16 protein-coding genes are annotated in these 21,618 nt (G+C 35.4%); 11 read left to right on the top strand and 5 right to left on the bottom strand.

Features of this window, described 5'->3' with window-relative positions; genetic code table 11:
- Window positions 1-56: 56 nt before the first annotated feature.
- On the bottom strand, window positions 57-971 hold the full coding sequence (locus ACFSQS_RS05335) for a DMT family transporter (RefSeq protein WP_388015263.1): 915 nt from the start codon (window positions 969-971) through the stop codon (window positions 57-59).
- A 125-nt stretch (window positions 972-1,096) separates the two neighbouring features.
- Between ACFSQS_RS05335 and leuS the strand changes: the two genes are divergently transcribed.
- The 4 genes from leuS to ACFSQS_RS05315 all read left to right on the top strand — a co-directional run bounded on the left by leuS (window position 1,097) and on the right by ACFSQS_RS05315 (window position 7,145).
- Window positions 1,097-4,012, top strand: coding sequence for a leucine--tRNA ligase (gene leuS, locus ACFSQS_RS05330; protein WP_388015260.1), 2,916 nt, complete (start codon window positions 1,097-1,099; stop codon window positions 4,010-4,012).
- 243 nt (window positions 4,013-4,255) lie between these two features.
- Window positions 4,256-4,510 (top strand): SemiSWEET family sugar transporter, encoded by a 255-nt coding sequence (locus tag ACFSQS_RS05325; protein ID WP_388015257.1) that lies wholly within the window; start codon window positions 4,256-4,258, stop codon window positions 4,508-4,510.
- Between the two features lie 88 nt (window positions 4,511-4,598).
- Window positions 4,599-5,297: a zinc metallopeptidase gene (locus ACFSQS_RS05320; RefSeq protein ID WP_388015254.1), complete on the top strand. Its 699-nt coding sequence runs from the start codon at window positions 4,599-4,601 to the stop codon at window positions 5,295-5,297.
- Window positions 5,298-5,375: 78 nt separating this feature from the next.
- Window positions 5,376-7,145: a MutS-related protein gene (locus ACFSQS_RS05315; protein WP_388015251.1), complete on the top strand. Its 1,770-nt coding sequence runs from the start codon at window positions 5,376-5,378 to the stop codon at window positions 7,143-7,145.
- 73 nt (window positions 7,146-7,218) lie between these two features.
- On the opposite strand, the gene ACFSQS_RS05310 is transcribed toward ACFSQS_RS05315, so the two are convergent.
- Window positions 7,219-8,112 (bottom strand): thioredoxin domain-containing protein, encoded by an 894-nt coding sequence (locus ACFSQS_RS05310; RefSeq protein ID WP_388015248.1) that lies wholly within the window; start codon window positions 8,110-8,112, stop codon window positions 7,219-7,221.
- 182 nt (window positions 8,113-8,294) lie between these two features.
- On the opposite strand from ACFSQS_RS05310, the gene ACFSQS_RS05305 reads away from it, so the two are divergent.
- Together ACFSQS_RS05305 and ACFSQS_RS05300 are read left to right on the top strand one after the other, a co-directional pair.
- Window positions 8,295-9,266, top strand: coding sequence for a sensor histidine kinase (locus tag ACFSQS_RS05305; RefSeq protein ID WP_388015245.1), 972 nt, complete (start codon window positions 8,295-8,297; stop codon window positions 9,264-9,266).
- A gap of 44 nt (window positions 9,267-9,310) precedes the next feature.
- A complete protein-coding gene (locus tag ACFSQS_RS05300) occupies window positions 9,311-10,006 on the top strand; it encodes a LytR/AlgR family response regulator transcription factor (protein ID WP_388015242.1) in 696 nt (231 codons plus the stop codon).
- A 115-nt stretch (window positions 10,007-10,121) separates the two neighbouring features.
- Here ACFSQS_RS05300 and ACFSQS_RS05295 read toward each other — a convergent pair whose 3' ends face one another.
- Window positions 10,122-12,209 (bottom strand): S46 family peptidase, encoded by a 2,088-nt coding sequence (locus ACFSQS_RS05295; RefSeq protein ID WP_388015239.1) that lies wholly within the window; start codon window positions 12,207-12,209, stop codon window positions 10,122-10,124.
- 77 nt (window positions 12,210-12,286) lie between these two features.
- Between ACFSQS_RS05295 and ACFSQS_RS05290 the strand changes: the two genes are divergently transcribed.
- Entirely contained in the window at window positions 12,287-13,429 is a 1,143-nt protein-coding gene (locus tag ACFSQS_RS05290; RefSeq protein ID WP_388015236.1) for a methionine aminotransferase, read from the top strand.
- A gap of 87 nt (window positions 13,430-13,516) precedes the next feature.
- The gene (locus ACFSQS_RS05285) at window positions 13,517-14,296 is read left to right on the top strand and encodes an amidohydrolase (protein WP_388015233.1); all 780 of its coding nucleotides are present in this window, start codon (window positions 13,517-13,519) and stop codon (window positions 14,294-14,296) included.
- Here ACFSQS_RS05285 and ACFSQS_RS05280 read toward each other — a convergent pair.
- The gene (locus ACFSQS_RS05280) at window positions 14,283-15,896 is read right to left on the bottom strand and encodes an Ig-like domain-containing domain (RefSeq protein ID WP_388015230.1); all 1,614 of its coding nucleotides are present in this window, start codon (window positions 15,894-15,896) and stop codon (window positions 14,283-14,285) included. The genes ACFSQS_RS05285 and ACFSQS_RS05280 overlap by 14 nt on opposite strands.
- Before the next feature lie 129 nt (window positions 15,897-16,025).
- Window positions 16,026-16,703: a ComF family protein gene (locus ACFSQS_RS05275; RefSeq protein ID WP_388015227.1), complete on the bottom strand. Its 678-nt coding sequence runs from the start codon at window positions 16,701-16,703 to the stop codon at window positions 16,026-16,028.
- A 131-nt stretch (window positions 16,704-16,834) separates the two neighbouring features.
- Between ACFSQS_RS05275 and ACFSQS_RS05270 the strand changes: the two genes are divergently transcribed.
- The 3 genes from ACFSQS_RS05270 (at window position 16,835) to ACFSQS_RS05260 (ending at window position 21,603) form a co-directional block, all read left to right on the top strand.
- Window positions 16,835-18,319, top strand: coding sequence for a tetratricopeptide repeat protein (locus ACFSQS_RS05270; protein ID WP_388015224.1), 1,485 nt, complete (start codon window positions 16,835-16,837; stop codon window positions 18,317-18,319).
- Between the two features lie 122 nt (window positions 18,320-18,441).
- Window positions 18,442-19,983 (top strand): glycine--tRNA ligase, encoded by a 1,542-nt coding sequence (locus ACFSQS_RS05265; RefSeq protein ID WP_388015221.1) that lies wholly within the window; start codon window positions 18,442-18,444, stop codon window positions 19,981-19,983.
- 93 nt (window positions 19,984-20,076) lie between these two features.
- On the top strand, window positions 20,077-21,603 hold the full coding sequence (locus ACFSQS_RS05260; protein WP_388015218.1) for a CotH kinase family protein: 1,527 nt from the start codon (window positions 20,077-20,079) through the stop codon (window positions 21,601-21,603).
- The last annotated feature ends 15 nt before the right edge of the window (window positions 21,604-21,618 follow it).

Raw genomic sequence — 21,618 nt, 5'->3', positions numbered from 1 at the left:
GTAAAGTCTATGCAATCTTTATTTATATTAACTTAAACATATCAATATTGTTGTAATTAAGCTAATGTCTTTGGTGGTTTACTAATAATATAAACACCAATAATTACCACAATGCAACTTATTAATTTTATAAGATTAATGTCTTGGGCATATTCATTTTGCAATAAAACATAAGCATAAATACTAACCATTACAAAACTAACAACAGGTTGCAAATAAATATAGCTACTGCTTATTGACGGCGACAAATAATTTAGTGCATATATGTTAAATAAATAAGCAAAAAAGGTTGTAAACAAAACAACATATCCAATTGCCAAATATGTGCTAGTAGTAAACATCTTAAAATCAACATCTAAAATAGGCTGTATCGAAAAGGGCAATACAAACATCAGCCCAAATAAAAACACCCAACTAATTACCGTTATGGCGTGGTATTTTTTCATTAAAACTTTAGCAATAACCAAATAAAGCCCGTAACAAGTGGCATTTAAAAACACAAATAAATTCCCTAAAAACGAACTGGTCCCGGCGGCTTTATTTCCGTAAACAATAAGAAATACGGCACCTGTTCCGGCAATAGCTATACCTATTAATTTGTTTTTGGTTATGCGCTCTTTTAAAATAAAAAAACTAAAAACCAAAACAATTACAGGTGTTACGGTCATAATTATAGAAGCATCCACTGGCGATGTTAAATTAATGCCATGAAAGAAAAACAGCATATTCCCTGCGGCACCAAACAAACCACATAATATTAATCTTAAAAAATCTTTGCTTTTAACTTTTTCTTTTACAAATAAAAATTTAAACCCCCAAAATAGAACTACACAGCACACTAGACGTATAAAAACAAAAGCAGTTGGACCTACCTTATCTGGCATTATACCTTTAGCTATAATATAATTTGCACCAAAAATAACATTAGCACCAAGCAGTGCGAAATGTGCTTTGTAAATATTCGAGTTCAATACTTTGGTTTTTAAGTTTCAAAAGTAAAAAGGATATTATTAATAAACAGTGTTTGTATAAACTATTAAAAGATTTTTAAGTTGATTTATAAAACGTAAATTTGCAGATTGAAAAAAGACCGACGATGACATACAATTTCAACGAAATAGAAGCCAAATGGCAGAAATATTGGGCAGAAAACCAAACCTTTAAAGCTGTAAACGGTAGTGATAAACCTAAATATTATGTTTTAGATATGTTTCCCTACCCAAGTGGCGCAGGTTTACACGTTGGGCATCCATTGGGTTATATCGCTTCCGATATTTATGCGCGCTACAAACGCCACCAAGGGTTTAATGTTTTGCATCCGCAAGGGTACGATAGTTTTGGCTTACCTGCCGAACAATATGCCATTCAAACGGGGCAACATCCAGCTATAACCACAGCCGAAAACATTAAAACCTATCGCCGTCAATTGGACCAAATCGGGTTCTCGTTCGATTGGTCGCGAGAAGTGCGTACATCAGACCCAAGTTACTACAAATGGACACAATGGATTTTTATCCAATTGTTCAATTCTTGGTATAATAAAGATACTGATAAAGCTGAAGATATTTCTACGTTAGAAACGATTTTTTCTACGGAAGGAAACACAACAGTTAATGCTGTTTGCGATGATAATATCGAACCGTTTTCTGCTAAAGATTGGAAATCGTTTTCATCTAAAAAACAACAACAAATATTACTGCAATACCGCTTAACCTATTTAGCCGAAACCGAGGTGAATTGGTGTCCCGCTTTAGGAACCGTTTTAGCCAACGATGAGATTGTTAATGGCGTTTCAGAACGTGGCGGCCACCCCGTAATCCGTAAAAAAATGACCCAATGGAGCATGCGCATCTCGGCTTATGCAGAGCGTTTGCTAAAAGGTTTGGATAAGATAGATTGGACCGACGCTTTAAAGGAAAGCCAGCGCAATTGGATTGGAAAATCGGTTGGAGCATCTGTGTCGTTTAACGTCATTGCGAGTGAAACGAAGCAATCTACCAATAATGAAAACGAAAATGTCACCCTGAGCGCAGTCGAAGGGTCTCATAAAATAGACGTTTTTACCACACGCCCCGACACCATTTTTGGCGTTAGTTTTATGACACTTGCACCCGAACACGAACTCGTAAAAAAAATCACAACGCCAGAACAAAAAGCAGAAGTTGAGGCTTATATTAAAGCCACCGCAAAACGTAGCGAGCGCGATAGAATGGCCGATGTAAAAACCATTTCGGGTGCCTTTACTGGCGCTTACGCCGAACATCCGTTTACAAAAGAGCCTATCCCTATTTGGATTGGCGATTACGTGTTGGCAGGCTACGGCACAGGTGCGGTAATGTCGGTACCTTGCGGCGATCAGCGCGATTACGATTTTGCAAAACATTTTAAAATTCCCATTCCAAACATTTTTGATGGTGTTGATATAAGTAAAGAAGCCTTTACCGACAAAGAAAAAACCCTAATTGGGAATAGCGATTTTCTTAACGGATTAAACTATAAAAAAGCCACCAAACGCGTTATTTACGAATTGGAAAAAATTGGTCAAGGCGAAGGAAAAACCAATTACCGTTTACGCGATGCCGTGTTTAGTCGCCAGCGCTATTGGGGCGAACCCTTTCCGGTGTATTATGTAAATGGTATGCCGCAAATGATTGATGCCGCACATTTGCCCATTAAACTACCCGAAGTTGAAAAATATTTACCAACCGAAACCGGCGAGCCACCATTGGGCAATGCCACCGTTTGGGCTTGGGATACAGTAAATAATAAAGTTGTACCAAACGATCTTGTCATTCCGACAAAGCGAGGTACGAGCGACAAGGAATCTCATAACGGGGTTTATCCTCTCGAATTAAATACTATGCCCGGGTGGGCAGGAAGCTCTTGGTACTTTAACCGCTATATGGATGCCAGAAACGAAAACGAATTTGCAAGCCAAGAAGCACTAAATTATTGGAAGGATGTCGATTTGTACATTGGTGGTAGCGAGCATGCCACAGGGCATTTACTATACTCGCGTTTTTGGCAAAAATTCTTGTTTGATAAAGGTTTGGTACCCGTTGATGAATATGCTAAAAAACTAATTAACCAAGGCATGATTTTGGGGACTAGTGCTTTTGTTTATAGAGAAGAAGGAACTAATAAATACTTATCCTTAGGATTAATAGAAGGCAAAAAAGTACAACCGCTTCATGTTAAAGTGAAATATGTTAATGCATCTGATGAATTAGATATTAAAGGCTTAAAGGCTGATGCGGAGTTTGGAGAAGATTATGAGGATGCCGAATTTGTTTTAGAAGACGGCACATTTAAAGTAAAACGCGACGTCGAAAAAATGTCGAAATCCAAATACAACGTCGTAAATCCAGACGATATTGTTGCAGATTACGGCGCGGATTCTTTGCGTTTATACGAAATGTTTTTAGGGCCATTGGAGCAATACAAACCTTGGAATACCGCTGGTATTACCGGTGTACATTCTTTCCTAAAAAAACTTTGGAAATTGTATGTTGGCGAAAACGAATTGCATGTAAATGATGCTGAACCAACAAAGGACAGTTTAAAAACACTGCACAAAACCATTAAAAAGGTACAGGAAGATATTGAGAGCTTTTCGTTTAATACTTCGGTTTCAACCTTTATGATTGCGGTTAACGAGTTAACGGCTCAAAAATGCACAAGTAAAGACATTTTAGAACCGCTTTTGGTTTTAATATCGCCGTATGCGCCGCATATTGCTGAGGAGCTTTGGGAAAAGATGGGTAATAAACCATCGATTTCAACCGCGCCATTCCCGAAATTCGAGGAAAAACATTTGGTTGAAAGCAGCAAGAATTACCCAATTTCGTTTAACGGTAAAATGCGTTTTACCATGGAATTGCCTTTGGATATGAGTAAAGAAGACATTGAAAAAGCAGTTTTGGCACACGAGAAAACCAAAGACCAATTACAGGGTCGTGAGCCTAAAAAAGTAATTGTGGTACTTGGGAAAATTGTGAATATTGTTGGGTAGTTTTTTTGTCATGTCGAAATGAGGTACGATTGAGACATCACATAATATATGCCGGTTGATGATGTGATTTCTCCTGTTGTCGAAATAACAAAAGGTTAACGTATTACGGTTTGTTCTGCGTTAGGGATAGCAGTGAAAAGCCCACAGCGAGGCACGAGCGAGGACTTGTAACGTATAGCCCGACCCCGCTCGCCCTGAGCGGGGTCGAAGGGTTGGGGTAACGCCCAAATAATTATTTATACTATGGATGCTTTTGAATATATTGGTTTTGCAGCTGCCATTTTAACTACTGCTGCTTTTTTGCCACAAGTGTTTAAAACCTGGAAAACCAAAGACGTTTCGGGGCTGTCGTTGCCCATGCTTGTTATGTTTTTTGTGGGTGTTGCACTGTGGTTGGTTTATGCCTTGTTTATTGATAGCCCGTCTATGATAGCCGCCAATGCTATAACCCTTGGGTCGGCGTTTTTGTTAATCTATTTTAAGCTCTCTTATAATTAGCAATATTTTAACAGACTGACAAAACTTCAGACGATAACATTGGCGTTATTTTTGCTATATTTAAAATTAATTTAAAAACGAAAAAAACATGTTTGGATATTATATACTAATTGGAGCGATTGCTTTGGTAAGTTGGTTAGTAAGCAGAACTTTAAAAAAGAAGTTTGAGAAGTACTCGAAAATACAATTGCGAAATGGGATGAGTGGTGCAGAAATTGCCGAAAAAATGCTGGCAGACCATGGTATAAGCGACGTAGAGGTTATATCAACTCCAGGACAATTAACCGATCATTACAACCCGAAAAACAAAACGGTAAACTTAAGCGAATCTGTTTACAATCAGCGTAATGCGGCGGCGGCGGCGGTAGCGGCACACGAGTGCGGTCATGCCGTGCAACATGCGCAGGCTTACGAGTGGCTTAAAATGCGTTCTGCTTTGGTGCCCGTAGTAAGTGTAACTTCTGGCATGTCGCAATGGGTTGTTATTGGGGGCTTAATGCTAGGTGCGGCGGCTGGTTTAGGCATTGGCTATTGGGTGGCTCTTGCTGGTTTGGCGATGATGGGTTTTGCTACCTTATTTAGCTTTATTACCTTACCGGTAGAGTACGATGCGAGCAATCGTGCTTTGGCTTGGTTGAAAAACAAGAACATGGTATCTCAAGAAGAATATGTAGGTTCTGAAGATGCTCTTAAATGGGCGGCAAGAACGTATTTAGTTGCAGCCATTGGTGCTTTGGCATCTTTACTGTATTGGGCACTTCAGGTGTTTGGAGGCAACCGAGATTAAATAAAATAACAGTTTGCAAAAAGCTCTGAAAAATTTCAGGGCTTTTTTGTTTATTTGCGGTTCAACTAATAATTTTAAATGGATAATCCTTTAACATATTATAAAAAACATTTAGAAACCTATAAAGCTAAATCTAAACAGCTTTACAAACGCATAACAACTTTAAGTCTGCTTAGGGTTATCGTGTTTTTAACAACAGGTTTTGGCGTGTATTTAAGCTTTGGTTTTTGGCAAATAGCGGTTTTAATTTTATTATTGGGCATTGGTCTTTTTGTGTTTTTGCTGTCAAAATATACCGATGTTAAAGCGCAACGCAACTTTAATAATGCCTTGGTAAAAATTAATGAAGAGGAAATAAAAATAGCTTCGGGCGATTTTTTTGATAGAAATGAAGGCTTGCAATTTCAAAGCCCAAATCACTTTTATAGTTTGGATATCGATTTGTTTGGTCGCGGCTCGTTTTTTCAATTTATAAACCGAACCACTATTAATGAAGGCACTCAAAAATTAGCTGATGCGTTGTTGGTAAATGCTACCAACAACATAGTTTTAAGACAAGATGCCATTAAAGAATTGAGCAGTAAACCCAAGTGGCGCCAACAGTATTGGGCAACCTCGAGTTTGGTTGAGGTTGAAACTCCCGCAAAAGATATTATTAATTGGTTGCAGCATTACAAACCGTTTTTGCCAAAAATAATGCGCTGGTTTCCGTTGGTGTTTACTTTGCTTTCCATGGCGTTGTTTGCATTGACTTTTTTCAAGCTTATCGATATGGTTTTTATGGGCTACTGGTTGCTTATTGGCTTGGGAATCACTGGTATTTACCTAAAAAAAACAAATATACTTTCATTAAATTCCGATAGGGTAAAAGATACTTTTCGTCAATATGCATTGCTTTTAAAGCGTATTGAAAACGAAAATTTCTCATCGGAATTATTACAGGAAAAACAACGGAAAATTCAATCGGACACCAAAAAAGCATCGTCTATTTTTAACGAACTTTCAAAATCGTTGGATGCTTTGGACAATAGGAATAATTTGATTTCAGCCATTTTTGGAAACGGCTTATTTTTAACAGATTTAAAAAACAGTTATCATATCGAGCAATGGATTAAAAACCACGGCGATAAGGTTTCCGATTGGTTTGAAGTGGTTTCGTTTTTTGATGCCTACAACTCACTAGGGGGGTTTGCATACAATCATCCAGAATTTGTTTTTCCAGAAATAAACAGGTCGCAAACGGTTATAAAAGCAGAAGGTTTAGGGCATCCGCTACTCAACAAAAACAAACGAGTTGATAGCAATTTAACTATTGAAAACGAACAGTTTTTTATTGTTACCGGTGCAAATATGGCTGGGAAAAGCACCTTTTTACGCACCGTGTCTTTGCATATTGTAATGGCTAATGTGGGCTTGCCCGTTTGTGCAAAATCTAGCCGTTATTCGCCGGTAAAATTGATAACGAGCATGCGTACTTCGGATTCGTTAACCGATGACAGTTCGTATTTCTTTTCAGAATTAACACGCTTAAAATATATTGTTGATGCCATTAAAAACGAACCCTATTTTATTGTTTTAGATGAAATTTTAAAAGGCACAAACAGTACCGATAAAGCGATTGGTTCCAAAAAATTTGTCGAAAAACTGGTCGCATCGAACGCCACGGGTATTATTGCCACACACGATTTAAGTTTATGCGACATTGAAAAGGAACTCGACGATGTAAAAAACTATTATTTTGATGCCAAAATTATAAACGACGAATTGCATTTTGATTACACGTTAAAGCAAGGTATTTGCCAAAATATGAATGCCTCTTTTTTATTGAAGAAGATGGAGATTGTTTAAGTCGTTTTGTCATTACTGCAACCTGTTCTAAGCTTGTTTCAGTAAGGCAGGAATCCATTAAATTGTCGAGAAGCTATTCCATTTCTATTTTAATCTTTTCAACCATTTCTCTGGCATTCTCTTCATTTGGTTTTAAACTCAGCACTTTGTAATAGTTTTTTAAAGCTTCGGTATAGTTTTTCGTTTCAAAATAAGCTTCACCCAAACTAGCGTAAACATTGTGTTTATAAGGAAATATTTTGGTGTTCAAATCGAAAACATACAAGGCTTTTTCCGTTTGATTAGAGCGTAAAAGCGCATATCCAAAAGTATTTAATTCGCGGCTGCCTTTAACAAATTCTGCTAATCTTGAAACCAAAACGGGTTCTTCTAATTTTAAACTGTCCAAGGTTTTCGAGTTGAGTAAATGGTGCATATAATTTGCTGCAACATAATTTGATGTATATTTGTTTTTGGTTACAATGGCCAACATATCGCGCTCAAAAGTTTCTTTGGGATGCTCTACAATTCTATTGATTTCCTTACCGTTTTTATAGAATATAAAAGTGGGAACCCGATGAATGTTCAACCCTTTTTCCTCGCCATTCGGACTTTGCTTGTAAGCCTCTTTAGTTCTATCAACCCCAATAACTTGTAGTTGTTTTTCAGGAAATTTCGCGGCTTCCAAAACCTTGTAAAACCTAGGCACTTCAAATTTGCTATCGCCACACCAAGTGCCTAAAAAAGCTTTAATTTCATAGGCGTTTAAAGAATCTTTTATTTGTTTAACAACACCTTTATTAACTAAATAATCGTCGTAATTTTTAGAAAACCAAGTGTTGAAAGTGTTTTTAGTTAAATCGGATTTCGATATTTCTCCCAATAAAAGTTCATTCCCATTTTTGTCGGTTGTAAGCTTGTTAGCCGTTTGAGAAAATGAAAAAAATAAATTAAGAAAAAGGATAGATAAGATAACGGTTCGTTTCATTATTCTTTTTTTTTGATGATTATCAAACCTAAAACAGTTTTGCAAGCCACACCAATAAAGTTTACAAACAGCATACTTAAATTTACAAACGGTAACATTTGTGCAGTTTGCAATACTATAACCGTTTTTTGTACATAATTTTTTGATGCTTATGCTTTTCTAATTACTTTAAGCAAGAATTAATGCCAACTTTACACAAACATACTTCGCAAATTTTGCTGCACATCCTGTTTTGGATGCTGTTTATTTTTGTGTCGCTTTTTTTGTTTTCAGACTATTATTGGCACGACAATCCGTTTTTGCAATACCTTTCCATTCTGGTTATTTTAGTTTATGCCAACCATTTTATTCTGCTTCCGTTTTTTGTTAAAAACCGGCTTTATATTTTATATGTTTTTGTATTTGCTGCTATCTCGTTTTTGGCAACCCAACTGTATTGCAACGTTTTTGCGCAATGCGGATGCTCTATAATGAAATGTTTGAGCGACTACTTATGGCAAACGCTGGTGCCGCTTATTTTTTTCTCATTTATTTGGATGTTGTATCGCTTTTTAGATGAACAAGCCGAAGTTGAGCAAATTAAAAAAGAACACACCGAAATGGAGCTGAAATTTTTAAAATCGCAAATAAATCCGCACGTTCTTTTTAATAATTTGAATACTATTTATTCCTATACTTTAGAAAAACCAAACGAGGCCGCCAACCTAATTTTAATGCTGTCCGACAACTTGAAACACGTGCTTTACGAAAGCAATGCCGAAACGATTTCTTTGGAAAAAGAGATTCAGTTTATTGATAATTACATGAAATTCCAAAAGCTACGAACCGAAGGCACAAAACAGATTCAGTATTCAAAAAATATCGATGCGTTTCATCATAAAATTGCACCGTTACTTTTAATAACGATTATTGAAAACGCTTTTAAACACAGTACTTTAAACAGCAATATTTCGATTGCCATAAATGTTGAAAACAGCATTTTAGAATGTATTTGCGAAAACGATTTTAATAAAGGAAAAGTAAGCGAAAACGATTTTAAAATTGGCTTGCTAAACTTAGAAAAACGATTGAAACTTATTTATAAAGATAAATATGATTTTAAAATTGATAAAGCCGAAAGGTTTAAAGTGTATTTAAAATTGAATCTTGAATAAGTTTGTCATTCCTGCAAAGGCAGGAAACCAGAAAATATAAAGCTATGAATTGCATCATCATTGAAGACGAAATTCCTGCCCAAAACATTCTAAGGCATTTTACAGATAAAGTGCCAAATCTTAATTTAATCGATACGTTTAAAGCGGCCATTGAAGCCAATTCATTTTTAAACTCTAATACGGTTGATGTGATTTTTTTGGACATCAATTTACCCGATATTTCCGGACTCGATTTTATTAAAACCATTAAAAACCCACCAGCAATTATTATGACGACGGCGTACCCAGATTACGCGGTATCTAGTTTTGAGTTGGATACCATTGTTGATTATTTGGTAAAACCCTTTTCGTTCGATAGGTTTTTAAAAGCCATCAATAAAGCAAAAGACAGAATTGAAACGCCCAAAAGCAATACCAAAGAAAAAGCCGAAGAAACCATTTTTATAAATGTCGATAAAACACTGCATAAACTCACTTTAAACACGATACTTTATATTGAATCGGACAGAAATTATATTACCGTGGTTACAGAAACCCAAAAGCTATCGTATATTGATGCCTTAAAAAACTGGCACTCCAAGTTACCTGAAAATCAGTTTTTTCAAGTACATAAATCCTTTATAATCAACCGAAAATTTGTTGATAAAATTTCAGGAAATACACTTTTTATAAAAGACCATAAAATTCCCATTGGCAGAACTTACAAACAGGATTTGTTAAAACAGTTGAAGATTATATAATTTTCGATCTGCAAGGTTTTAAAAACCTTGTAGGTCTTTTTAGTTTAATAAAGAAATCTTTATCAAAATACCTACAAGGTCAAAAAGAGACCTTTTAGGATAAGCATAATAAAAACTATTTTTTAGGATGCACCAATTCCATTTCATCAATTAAGTGTTTGGCACCCGCATATTTATCGATTATAAAAAGAATGTAACGCACATCCACCATAATATTTCTGCAAATTTCTGGGTCGTAATTCATGTCGCTCATCGTGCCTTCCCAAACCCTATCGAAGTTTAAGCCCACTAAATTGCCGTGGGCATCAATAGCTGGACTTCCAGAATTTCCGCCCGTAGTGTGGTTGGTGCCTAAAAAACAAACCGGTATTTTACCGTTGGTATCGGCATATTGGCCAAAATCTTTGGCAGCGTATAATTCGCGGAGTTTCTGTGGCACATCAAACTCGTAATCGCCAGGGATATATTTTTCAATAACACCATCTAAATAACTCACATGGTTATAATACACGGCGTCTCTGGGCGAATACCCACGAACCTGACCGTAAGTAACGCGAAGTGTCCCGTTGGCATCAGGGAAATAACGCGCATTGGGTAAAGCCTCCATTAAAGCCGTCATGTATTGGGTTTGCAGTGCGGTTATTGGTTCGTTTTTTTGTTGAAATTCTTTATCGATAACATTATAAAATTCATCAATAAGTGGTTTGGCGTATTGGTATGCGGCATCGTTATTAATGTTTTTTAAGACTTCTTCTGGCGTACCTTCCAATAATTTTAAAGCCGAATCTAAATTTGTAAATGCTGTTTTATCATAAATTGAAGCATCCACATTATCGGTGTACAAAGGCATCACGTTTTTAAAGACGCCTTTATCCAAATCTGCATTATAATTTTTATGAATACTTTTTAACCTTCCAATTAAGCTTTCTTTGGCAGGTTCAAAAACACTGAGATTGTTGCTTATGGCCTGCTCCACTTGATAGGTTCTAAAAGTCATTTGCATCAACTCGTTGGTAACCAAAAACACCTCAATAAAATTTCGGCGCTTAATATTTACGGGTGCAAAATCTTTGTACAAACGATCGAATTCCGGTAGGATATTACCATATTTTTCCTCTAACCCCTTTTCTTTTAAAGCTTTGGAAAAAGAGGTTTCAAAAGCACGTCTTTTTTCAACGGCCTTGCTTTTTTCAATCCCCAGATTCTCACCTATCCATTTTTTCCAAGCATTGGCAATTCGTGCTTGTTTAGAAGCGTATTTGATGCGCACCTCGTCATCGGCTTTCATTTTTTCATCAATCACTTTTAAAGCCGCTTCACGAATGGCAATATTTGTTGGGTTGTATTCTTGTGTAATATGCTTTATTGCAACGGCAGGTAAATACTCGTTGGTACGACCGGGAAAACCAAATACCATGGTAAAATCGCCTTCTTCAACACCATCAAGCGATATGGGCAAATAATGCTTTGGCGTGTAGGGTTTGTTGTTTTCGCTGTATTTTGCAGGCCGGTTATTGGCATCGGCGTAAATTCTAAACAATGCAAAATCGCCGGTATGCCTTGGGAACACCCAATTATCGGTATCGCTACCAAACTTGCCAATACTGCTAGGAGGTGCACCAACTAAACGAATATCTTCAAATCGTTCGGTAACAAATAAAAAGTATTGATTGCCTTTGTAAAAGGATTTAATCTTAGCGTCTTGCCAAGTTTCTTTAGGCCATGTTTTTAATATACTGTTGCTGGTTTTATCTATTACCGATTGTTTTTCTTTTTCGGTCATATCATCATTTATGGCCTTTAAAACAGTGTTGGTAACATCGTGGATACTTACAATAAACTCAATAAACAAGGCGTTGTTAGGCAGTTCCTCTTCATAATTCATGGCCCAAAAACCATGTTTTAAATAATCGTTTTCAAGCGAAGAATGCGATTGTATTTGTCCAAACCCGCAATGGTGATTCGTTAAAATTAAACCTTTGGGCGAAATTACTTCGCTGGTACAACCGCCGTTAAAATGCCCAATGGCATCTTTTAAGCTGGAGTTGTTAACATCGTAAATATCTTTGGCCGTTAGTTTACTGCCCAAGCTGGTCATTTCGTCTTCATTCATGCCCTCTAAAAGCGAAGGAATCCACATACCACCTTGTTGTGCAAAGGCGTTTAATGATACAAAAAGCAATAAAAATTTAATGAATCTCATGGTGTAAATTTTAGAATTGCATCAAATATATAAAGAAGTGATTTATTGTGTAAATTTACTGCTAACAATATTAAAAAATGCAGCATATTTCTAAACTACCGCATGTGGGAACCACCATTTTTACGGTTATGGGCGCTTTGGCCAAAACACACCAAGCTATAAACTTATCGCAAGGTTTCCCCGATTTTAAAATGGACGCAAAACTTATCGATTTGGTTACCAAAGCCATGCAAAACGGACATAACCAATATGCGCCCATGCAGGGAAGCATTAATTTGCGTAAAGCGATTGCTAAAAAGTTTAATTTATTATACAAAACAAGCTATCACCCTGAAAGCGAAATTACAATCACCACAGGTGCTACCGAAGCTATTTTTAGCATTATTTCGGCATTTGTAAAACCAAAAGACGAGGTTATTGTTTTTAGGCCAGCGTACGATTGTTACGAACCTGCCATTGCTTTAAACGGCGGAAAAACAATTTCGATTGAACAGAAATCGCCTAATTTTAAAGTGGATTGGGATGAAGTAAAATCGAAAATAAACAGGCGTACCAAAATGATGATTATCAACTCGCCACAAAACCCGATTGGCACCGTTTTTTCTGAAACCGACATGCTTAAATTGCAAGAATTAACTAAAAACACCAACATTATAATATTAAGCGACGAGGTTTACGAACATATTGTTTTTGATGGCGAAACACACCAAAGCGCGTGTTTGTTCCCAGACTTGAAATCTAGAAGTTTTGTAGTGGCTTCTTTTGGGAAAACATTCCATAACACCGGTTGGCGTATTGGCTATTGTTGCGCACCAAAACCATTAATGAGCGAGTTTAGAAAAGTGCATCAATTTAACGTATTTTGTGTTAACCACCCTATGCAAAAGGCCTTAGCAGACTATTTAGAAAACGAAAACCATTATTTGGAATTATCGGCTTTTTACCAACAAAAAAGAGATTTGTTTTTAAGTTTGATAACAGACTCGCAGTTTACATTTTCACCATCAAAAGGCACGTATTTTCAGGTTTTGGACTACTCTGAAATTACCGATGAAAATGATGTTGATTTTGCAAAACGGTTGACTGTTGAAAACAAATTAGCATCGATACCCATCTCGGTTTTTTATGAAAATAATGTGGACAGTAAAGTGCTCAGGTTTTGTTTTGCAAAAAAAGATGAGACTTTAAAACGCGCTGCAGATATTTTAAATAACCTATAAATACTAGGTTTATACCTGTACAGTCCCCGACGTTTCGGGGTTAAAAACCAAACAGGTCTTAATTTAACAATAATTTTATTTTAGAATATGGAAGAACGACTTAAAATAGCATTAATTCAATTGGATTTAGTTTGGGAAAATCCAGAGCAAAACCGGAAGAATTTTTCTAAAAAAATCGAAAGTATTCCCAGCGCGGTCGATGTGGTTATTTTACCGGAAATGTTCACCACAGGCTTTACCATGAATGCCAAACAAGTTGCCGAAACCATGCGAGGCAAAACAGTAGAGTGGATGAAAAATACAGCTTCAAAAAACAATACCGCTATGGTTGGAAGCCTGATTATTTCAGAAGAAAACAAATATTACAATCGCTTGTTATTTGTTGAGCCTTCGGGAAAAATGAGCATTTACAACAAACGGCACAGCTTTACTTTAGTTGGAGAAGACAAAGTGTTTACCGCTGGATCTGAAAAAGTAATTATTGATTACAAAGGCTGGAAAATATGCCCGCTAATTTGTTACGATTTGCGCTTTCCCGTTTGGGCGAGAAATACCGAGGATTACGATGTTTTAATATACGTTGCCAATTGGCCAAAACCAAGAATTTCGGCTTGGGATGCCTTGTTAAAAGCGCGTGCTATTGAAAATATGAGCTATTGCATTGGCGTAAACCGCGTGGGGTTTGATGGTGCAAACAATGAATATTCGGGGCACTCGGCAGTTTACGATGTTTTAGGAAATGCAATAACAGCCTTTAAACCCCATAAAGCACAGATTGAAATTGTTGTTTTAGAAAAAAAACACATTTCTAAATACCGAAATAAATTTAAGTTTTTAAATGATAAAGATGCATTTACTCTTCATTAAAATTTAAGGTCTGTACAAAACTCCAATCCGATCTAATCTCGTTATCCATTTCAAAATGGCTTACACGCTCGGGCTGGATCTTTTTTAAATAATTACCAGAATCGTATTTGCCGTTACCATTGGCATCAAAAACAACTCTAATAAAATACTTGCCAGAATCTAAAGTTAAAAAATCCAAGGGTTCGGGTTTAGTGGCATATTGTTGGTATTTAACTTCTCCATTGGCATTGGTTAATTGAAAAATAATGGGGTATTTTACGTTAACAAGCGTAAATCTAACCGATCCAAAATCAGACTCTTTTTTAGTTTTTACAGAATAATTTAAAGAATCATTTTTATTATCGAAAAAATCTGTAAAAGCCTCGGGCAATACTTGAATATTATAGGTGTTGTCTTCGGTTTTCTTAAAGTTGAAATTATAGGCATTTGTAATGGAATCGTATTCAGTCTTAAATTCAACATTTAAAGAGTCTTTATCGATAACACTAATTTTTGAAGCATTAAAATCTGCAAAAGGAATGTTGGCAAAAATCTTAAAAGGCGCTTCGTAATCAATGGTGCCAGAGGGTTGGGCTTTAATTATTAACGAGTCTCGTTTTTGCTCGCTAATGCGTACCGTGTAATCTTTTTCAAAAGTAGGGTGCGATACCTTAAACAGCAACGAATCTACTTCTTTCAATCTGGGCTTGTACCAATAGTAAAGCGTATCTGCTTTTTCGTCTTTGGTAATCCTGTGCGCAAAATCTTCTGGTGTTTCAGAAGTTATCTTAATTTTCATGTCTTTAAAATCGCCTTCGTAACCAAAAGCTATTTTCTCGCCAGACACCAAACGGGGTCTTACGGCTTTAAAATCTGGGGCTTCAGAAAATAGTTTTAAGGTATAAAGCGAGTCGTTGGGCACCTCAATAAAGTTTTTATGAAACGCAATCTGATCTGTTTTTTGTTGAAATTTATTATCGCCATTACCATCTTTTAAAGCCATGAGCATATATTTTCCGGCTTTAATGTTTTCAATGGAAAAGGTGGTAAGGCTATCTAGAGTATTGGTAATATACTTTGGTGTTTGTTTATATACAATGGAGTCGTTAAAAGTAGAATCTACCTCGTACAAACCTACCGTTACAAAGGTTTCGGGCTGGCGTTTTAAGGCATCTACAATTTGCCCTTTTACGGTTAACGAATCAATGTAATCGCCAGTTGAAAACACATAGCGATAATACGGAAAGGGGTTGCCTTCGTTATTATCGGTAATACTATTTCCAAAATTAAAGGCATAGGTTGTATTGGGCGGTAGCGTATCGTTAATTCTAATCTTAATTTCTTTACTGGCGTTACCAAGCGGTGTTATGTCTGGTTGCCATGTCATTGGAGGCGATATTATAAGTTGTTTTTTTATGTCTTTAATTTTAATGTATTCATCAAAAACAATCCTAATTTCATTACCTTTAAAATTTGTTGAAAAGTTTTCTGGAGTAGATTTTTCAATGCTTGGTGGCGTTTCGTCTTTTGGCCCGCCACCTGGTGTGCCTCTGTTGGCGCAATTAATAAAAACCAAACATATAAATGCTATAAAAATAAAGTTAGAAAGGGTCTTGCTCATCGACTCATTATAAATTTTAGCAAAAGTACATGAATTTTTTGTTCTGAAATTCGCAAAAAACAGAATAAAGAAATTTATATACAAACAAAATTAATACTAAATAATTTTAGAAACATAACGCATAACACATTAAGCTATTGCCATGGTGGCGATACTTATTTTTATGTTTTCGGCTTGGTTTAAAACAGCAATACAAGCTTCGAGTGTTGCCCCGGTTGTAATAATATCGTCAACCAAAAGAATGTGTTTGTTTTTAATAGTTGATGCATTTTGTAAAGTAAATAACTCTTCATTGTTATTCCACCGTGCAAAGCGTTTTTTATTGACCTGCGATTTTGTATTGGTTACTTTTACAAGCACATCGTCTTTGTAGTTTATATTTAGAGCATTTGCAATTTGCTGCCCAAACTTAGCCACTTGGTTAAAGCCTCTTTTTTTTAATTTGTTTTTATGAAGCGGTACAGGAATTACAACATCAATGCTGCTGTATTGTGCAACGGCTTTTAATTCGCCACCAAGCCAATTACCCAAGAAAAGCCCAATACTTTCGTAACCCTTGTATTTTAACCCATGAATAAGCTGTTGCACCAATCCTTTTTTTTCGAACCTAAAAAGCGCGGTGCCGTTTTCAATTTTCGCTCTGCCGTAAAGCACCTTTTTTACCGCATCGTTATCATCAAAATGAAAATTGGTAACGGGCAAATCGTGGCGGCAATCAATACAAATGGTATCGGCGTTGTCGTTTAATAAATTAAGACACGCGTAGCATACTTTTGGGAAGAAAAGATTGATAATTGATTTAAACATTTGTGTAAATGTGGTCTATTAAGCTAAAAATATAAACGACTATAATAATTCAAATTTAACAAAAGTTATCTCTTAGAAAAAATACTTACACATCCTATTTACAATTACTATATTTAACAAAAATTAAAAAATTGGATTACTTTACTCAATTAGAAAATTTAGAACAACAAGCTGGTTTTTATAAAGCAATAATAAAATATAGACCATTGATTGTTGGTTTAATTGTATTTGGAGGAATTATTCTCAATCATTTTGTGTCAAACAAAAAAGAAAAAGTGGTCTCACAAATTACAGTACTAAAGGATTTGAGGGAAGAAAAAATCAATCAGCTCCTTTTTAGTGTATCTTTCTTTGAAGGAACATATTCTGCGAAGTTAATTTTTGCCAAATCTATTATAAATGAGGACCCTATTTTAAAAGGATATGATTTTAACGATAACATTATCAAATTAAAAAATCTAGAGCAACCTAATATTCAAAAAGCCATATCATTTTATATTTCAGGTGAAATGAGAAAATCTCTATCTGTATTTAAAATCTTATTACCTCTAAACAATAACACCTTTGACACTGCTGTGATAAATTCATACATGGGCAATATTTATTTATTTGATACGGAGCCAAATTTTGACAAAGCATATTTTCACTTAATTACTGCAGAAAAAAAAATTAATCAACTTAAAAGGGAAGATGAACTGTTTTTATCTAATAAAGGAGACCTTTTTTCGGATTTAGGATTCTATTTTAAAAGAATGGGCAAATTTAAAAAATCAAAAAGAAACTTTGAGAAGGCTTTAAAGATTTTCGAGGATCTAAACATGATTTATCTGAACAAATATGATTTCATGCTAGGTAAAATTAATCAAAATATTTACACCTTGTATGCTGATAGAGATGATTTAATGCTAGCAGAACCCTTCCTAGTAGAAGCAATTAAATATAAATCAAAGTCCAATATTCAAAATATTGAAGATGCAAACCTTTTATTAAGCTCAATTATATCTTATATAAATCTTAATACCAAAAAGAAAGAATTTGATCAAGCTTTAGCATTTTCAGAACAAGCACTCGAAATAATTAATAATTGTGATAAAAAAAGAATTTCAAATATAAGAACCAATCAACTTAAGTCGAATCTATACAATAATATATCTAATCTTTACACACAAAAATTTTACAAAACAAACATGACCGACATAGATTTGATTGAAACTTCTAAAGAATATCAAAGCAAAGCGATAAGCACTTACTTAGACATTATCAACTCTGGCTCTAACTTTAACCCTCTTGATTTATCTCGTTTTTATTATGGCCGAGGCATTATCAATACTAATCTAAAAGATCACAATAGTGCCAAAAGCGATTATAAGAAATCAATACAATTAATAGAACAATACTTTCCAGATTTAGTAAAAGTAAATGGGAGGCATAGTACAAGCCTTTCACATTCGTATTTAGAATTGTCGAAACTTTATTGCTACATTTTCAAAAACAAGAAAAAGGCGCTAAATAATGCTCAAAAAGCTATTGATTTATATACCCTCAATTTGAAACACAATCCTAATTTACAGAAATGGGTAAACGAAGCTAATGATATAATTTCTAAATGCATTTAGTTTGAATCTTTAAAATATTCTTAAAACAAAATTATCACTCATGTATTTCATTAAAAAAATTGCTTTATTTATTTTTCAACAAACAAGATGTTAATTTAAAGCGGTTTTATATTTTTGCAGTTATGGCAAATCAAGACGATACATTTAAAAAGGTAATATCGCATGCTAAAGAGTATGGGTACATATTTCAGAGCAGCGAAATCTACGACGGTTTAAGTGCCGTTTACGACTATGCACAAAACGGTGCAGAATTAAAGAAAAACATACGCGACTACTGGTGGAAAGCCATAGTGCAAATGAACGATAATATTGTGGGCATAGACTCAGCTATATTTATGCATCCAACTATTTGGAAAGCTTCGGGGCACGTTGATGCGTTTAACGACCCATTAATTGATAATAAAGACTCGAAAAAACGCTATCGCGCCGATGTTTTAATTGAAGATTACTGTGCCAAATTAGAAGCTAAAATCGATAAAGAAGTTAAAAAAGCTGCAAAACGTTTTGGCGATGCTTTTAACAAAGCTGAATTTGTTTCAACCAACAAACGCGTTTTAGGCTATCAAGAAAAAATAAATACAACGCTTTCGCGGATGGCAAAATCTTTAGAAAATGAAGATTTAACCGATGTTAAATTACTTATTGAAGAACTGGAAATTGCCTGCCCATTAACGGGCAGTAAAAACTGGACCGATGTAAAACAGTTTAACCTAATGTTTGGCACTAAATTAGGCGCATCTGCAGATTCGGCAATGGATTTGTACCTGCGACCAGAAACCGCCCAAGGTATTTTTGTTAATTTTTTAAACGTACAAAAAACAGGGCGCATGAAAATTCCGTTTGGTATTGCACAAACCGGAAAAGCCTTTAGAAACGAGATTGTGGCAAGACAATTTATTTTTAGAATGCGCGAGTTCGAACAAATGGAAATGCAGTTTTTTATTAAACCTGGCACCCAAAAAGAATGGTACGAGCACTGGAAAGAAGCCCGATTAAAATGGCACTTATCTTTAGGAATGGGCGAAGAAAATTACCGCTACCACGACCACGAAAAACTAGCACACTATGCCGATGCCGCTACCGATATAGAGTTTAAATTCCCATTTGGATTTAAAGAATTAGAAGGTATTCACTCGCGAACCGATTTCGATTTAAAAGCACACGAAGAATATTCAGGGAAAAAATTGCAATATTTCGATCATGAACAAAATGCTAGCTATACACCGTATGTTTTAGAAACCTCCATAGGCTTAGACCGTATGTTTTTGGCAGTATTCTCAAATTCGTTACAAGAAGAAGAGCTTGAAAACGGAACCACACGAACCGTATTAAAATTACCAAGTGTTTTAGCTCCGGTTAAAGCTGCAATTTTACCATTGGTTAAAAAAGATGGCCTGCCAGAAATTGCAAAACAAATTGTTGAAGATTTAAAGTGGGACTTTAATGTAGATTACGATGAAAAAGACGCAGTAGGAAGACGCTACAGAAGGCAAGATGCTAACGGAACCCCGTTTTGTGTTACCGTAGATCATGATACTTTAAAAGACAACACCGTTACCATTCGCCATCGCGATACTATGGAGCAGCAACGTGTTAAAATTGAAGACTTGCGCCATATTATAAAACAAGAAGTAGATGTGCGCTCTTGGTTGATGAAGATGTAATTGACAAAAAAGCAACCATATATTGATTAAAAACCAAGAATAGAATGTTTTTAGAATAATTAAATTTGCCTTTAAGTTTTAATAAAAAAATTAATGGGTAATTTAATAAAACAGTCTAAAATAATTTATCTCTTTTTAACTGTTAGCTTTATAAGTCTTGCAAGCTGTAGCAAAAATGAAGTTATAGCCAAACAAGAAGTAGAAGAAACAGATCTAGTTTTTGAAAGCTTTATTCTTGAAAAGAAAAACAACCCCTATTTAAAAGAAGACGTTGTTTTTAATATTGATAATGGCAGTATTAGCGGAACGCTTAAAACATATTTTTTCAACTCTATTCCTACGTTTACTACAAATGCTCAATCTGTAAAAATTGATAATTTAGAGCAAGTTAGCGCAAGTAGTACGGTTGATTTTAGAACGCCAATTACTTATAGCTTAAAATCTGAATCAGGCGCCACTAAAACATACACCGTCAACATTTCGTGGGATGATGCTTTAGCCCATATTTATATTGAAACAGAAGGAGCTGCACCCATTGTTTCTAAAGATGACTATTTGAATGCAAAATTGACCATTGATGGACAATCTAAATATGAAGATCGGGTTTTTGAATTTAGTGAAAACGCCAGAATAAAAGGCAGGGGCAATTCTACTTGGGCATGGCCAAAAAAGCCTTTTAAAATAAAACTGGATAGCAAAGAAACGCTAGTATCGCACAAAGATGCTCTTTCCCGGTTATTACCTGAAAAAGATTGGGTACTCTTAGCCGATTATCAAGACGGTGTACATTTATTAAACAATGTAGCCTTTACAATCGGGCGCATGTTAGACATGCCATTTACCAATACCATTATACCTGTAGAATTAACCTTAAATGGCAATTACCTTGGCGTATATGGCTTAACAGAACAGTTAGAGATTAAAACCAATAGAGTAAATGTAGGTAAAGATGGCTTGTTGTTAGAATTAGATCAATATTATGATGAGGATTGGCAATTTAGATCGGCCAACTATAACTTACCTGTAATGGTAAAAGATCCAGATTTAGATACGCAGGCTGAACTCGATGCCATAAAAAGTGAATGGAATACCTTTGAAGCCTTGGTAGCTAGCAACGATTTCCCAAATAATAATTATCTTGATTTTATTGATGGCGAATCTATTGCCAAATACTTTATTGTAAATATGCTAACCTCCAATCAAGAAATTAACCACCCAAAAAGCACTTATTTACACAAAACGGCTACAGGGAAATATACGATGGGACCGCTTTGGGATTTTGATTGGGCTTATGGGTTTGAGGGCTCCAGTCGGCATTTTAGTAATCCAAATAAAGATTTATTCTGGACAGATGCTAAAGCTGGCACCACTTTTTTTAAAAAACTAATGCTAACAGACCCTAAAATTAAAGTTTTAATCAAGGAGCACTGGTTAGATTTTACAAGCAATCACCTTGATGATTTAATGGATTATATAGATGAACATGCTTTTATTATTAAAGGTGCTAAAGCAAGAAACCTTAATATGTGGAATAATGGCCTAGTAACCGATGAGTTGATAATGAAACAATGGCTTCAGAATAGGGTTTTGTATATAAACAACTATATAAATAACTTTTAAAACAAGTTGTTCTGA

This window comes from Gelatiniphilus marinus, assembly GCF_042684345.1.
GTDB lineage: Bacteria > Bacteroidota > Bacteroidia > Flavobacteriales > Flavobacteriaceae > Gelatiniphilus > Gelatiniphilus marinus.
The sequence above is the reverse complement of the archived record's forward strand: the minus strand, read 5'-3'. Positions and strand labels throughout refer to the sequence as shown.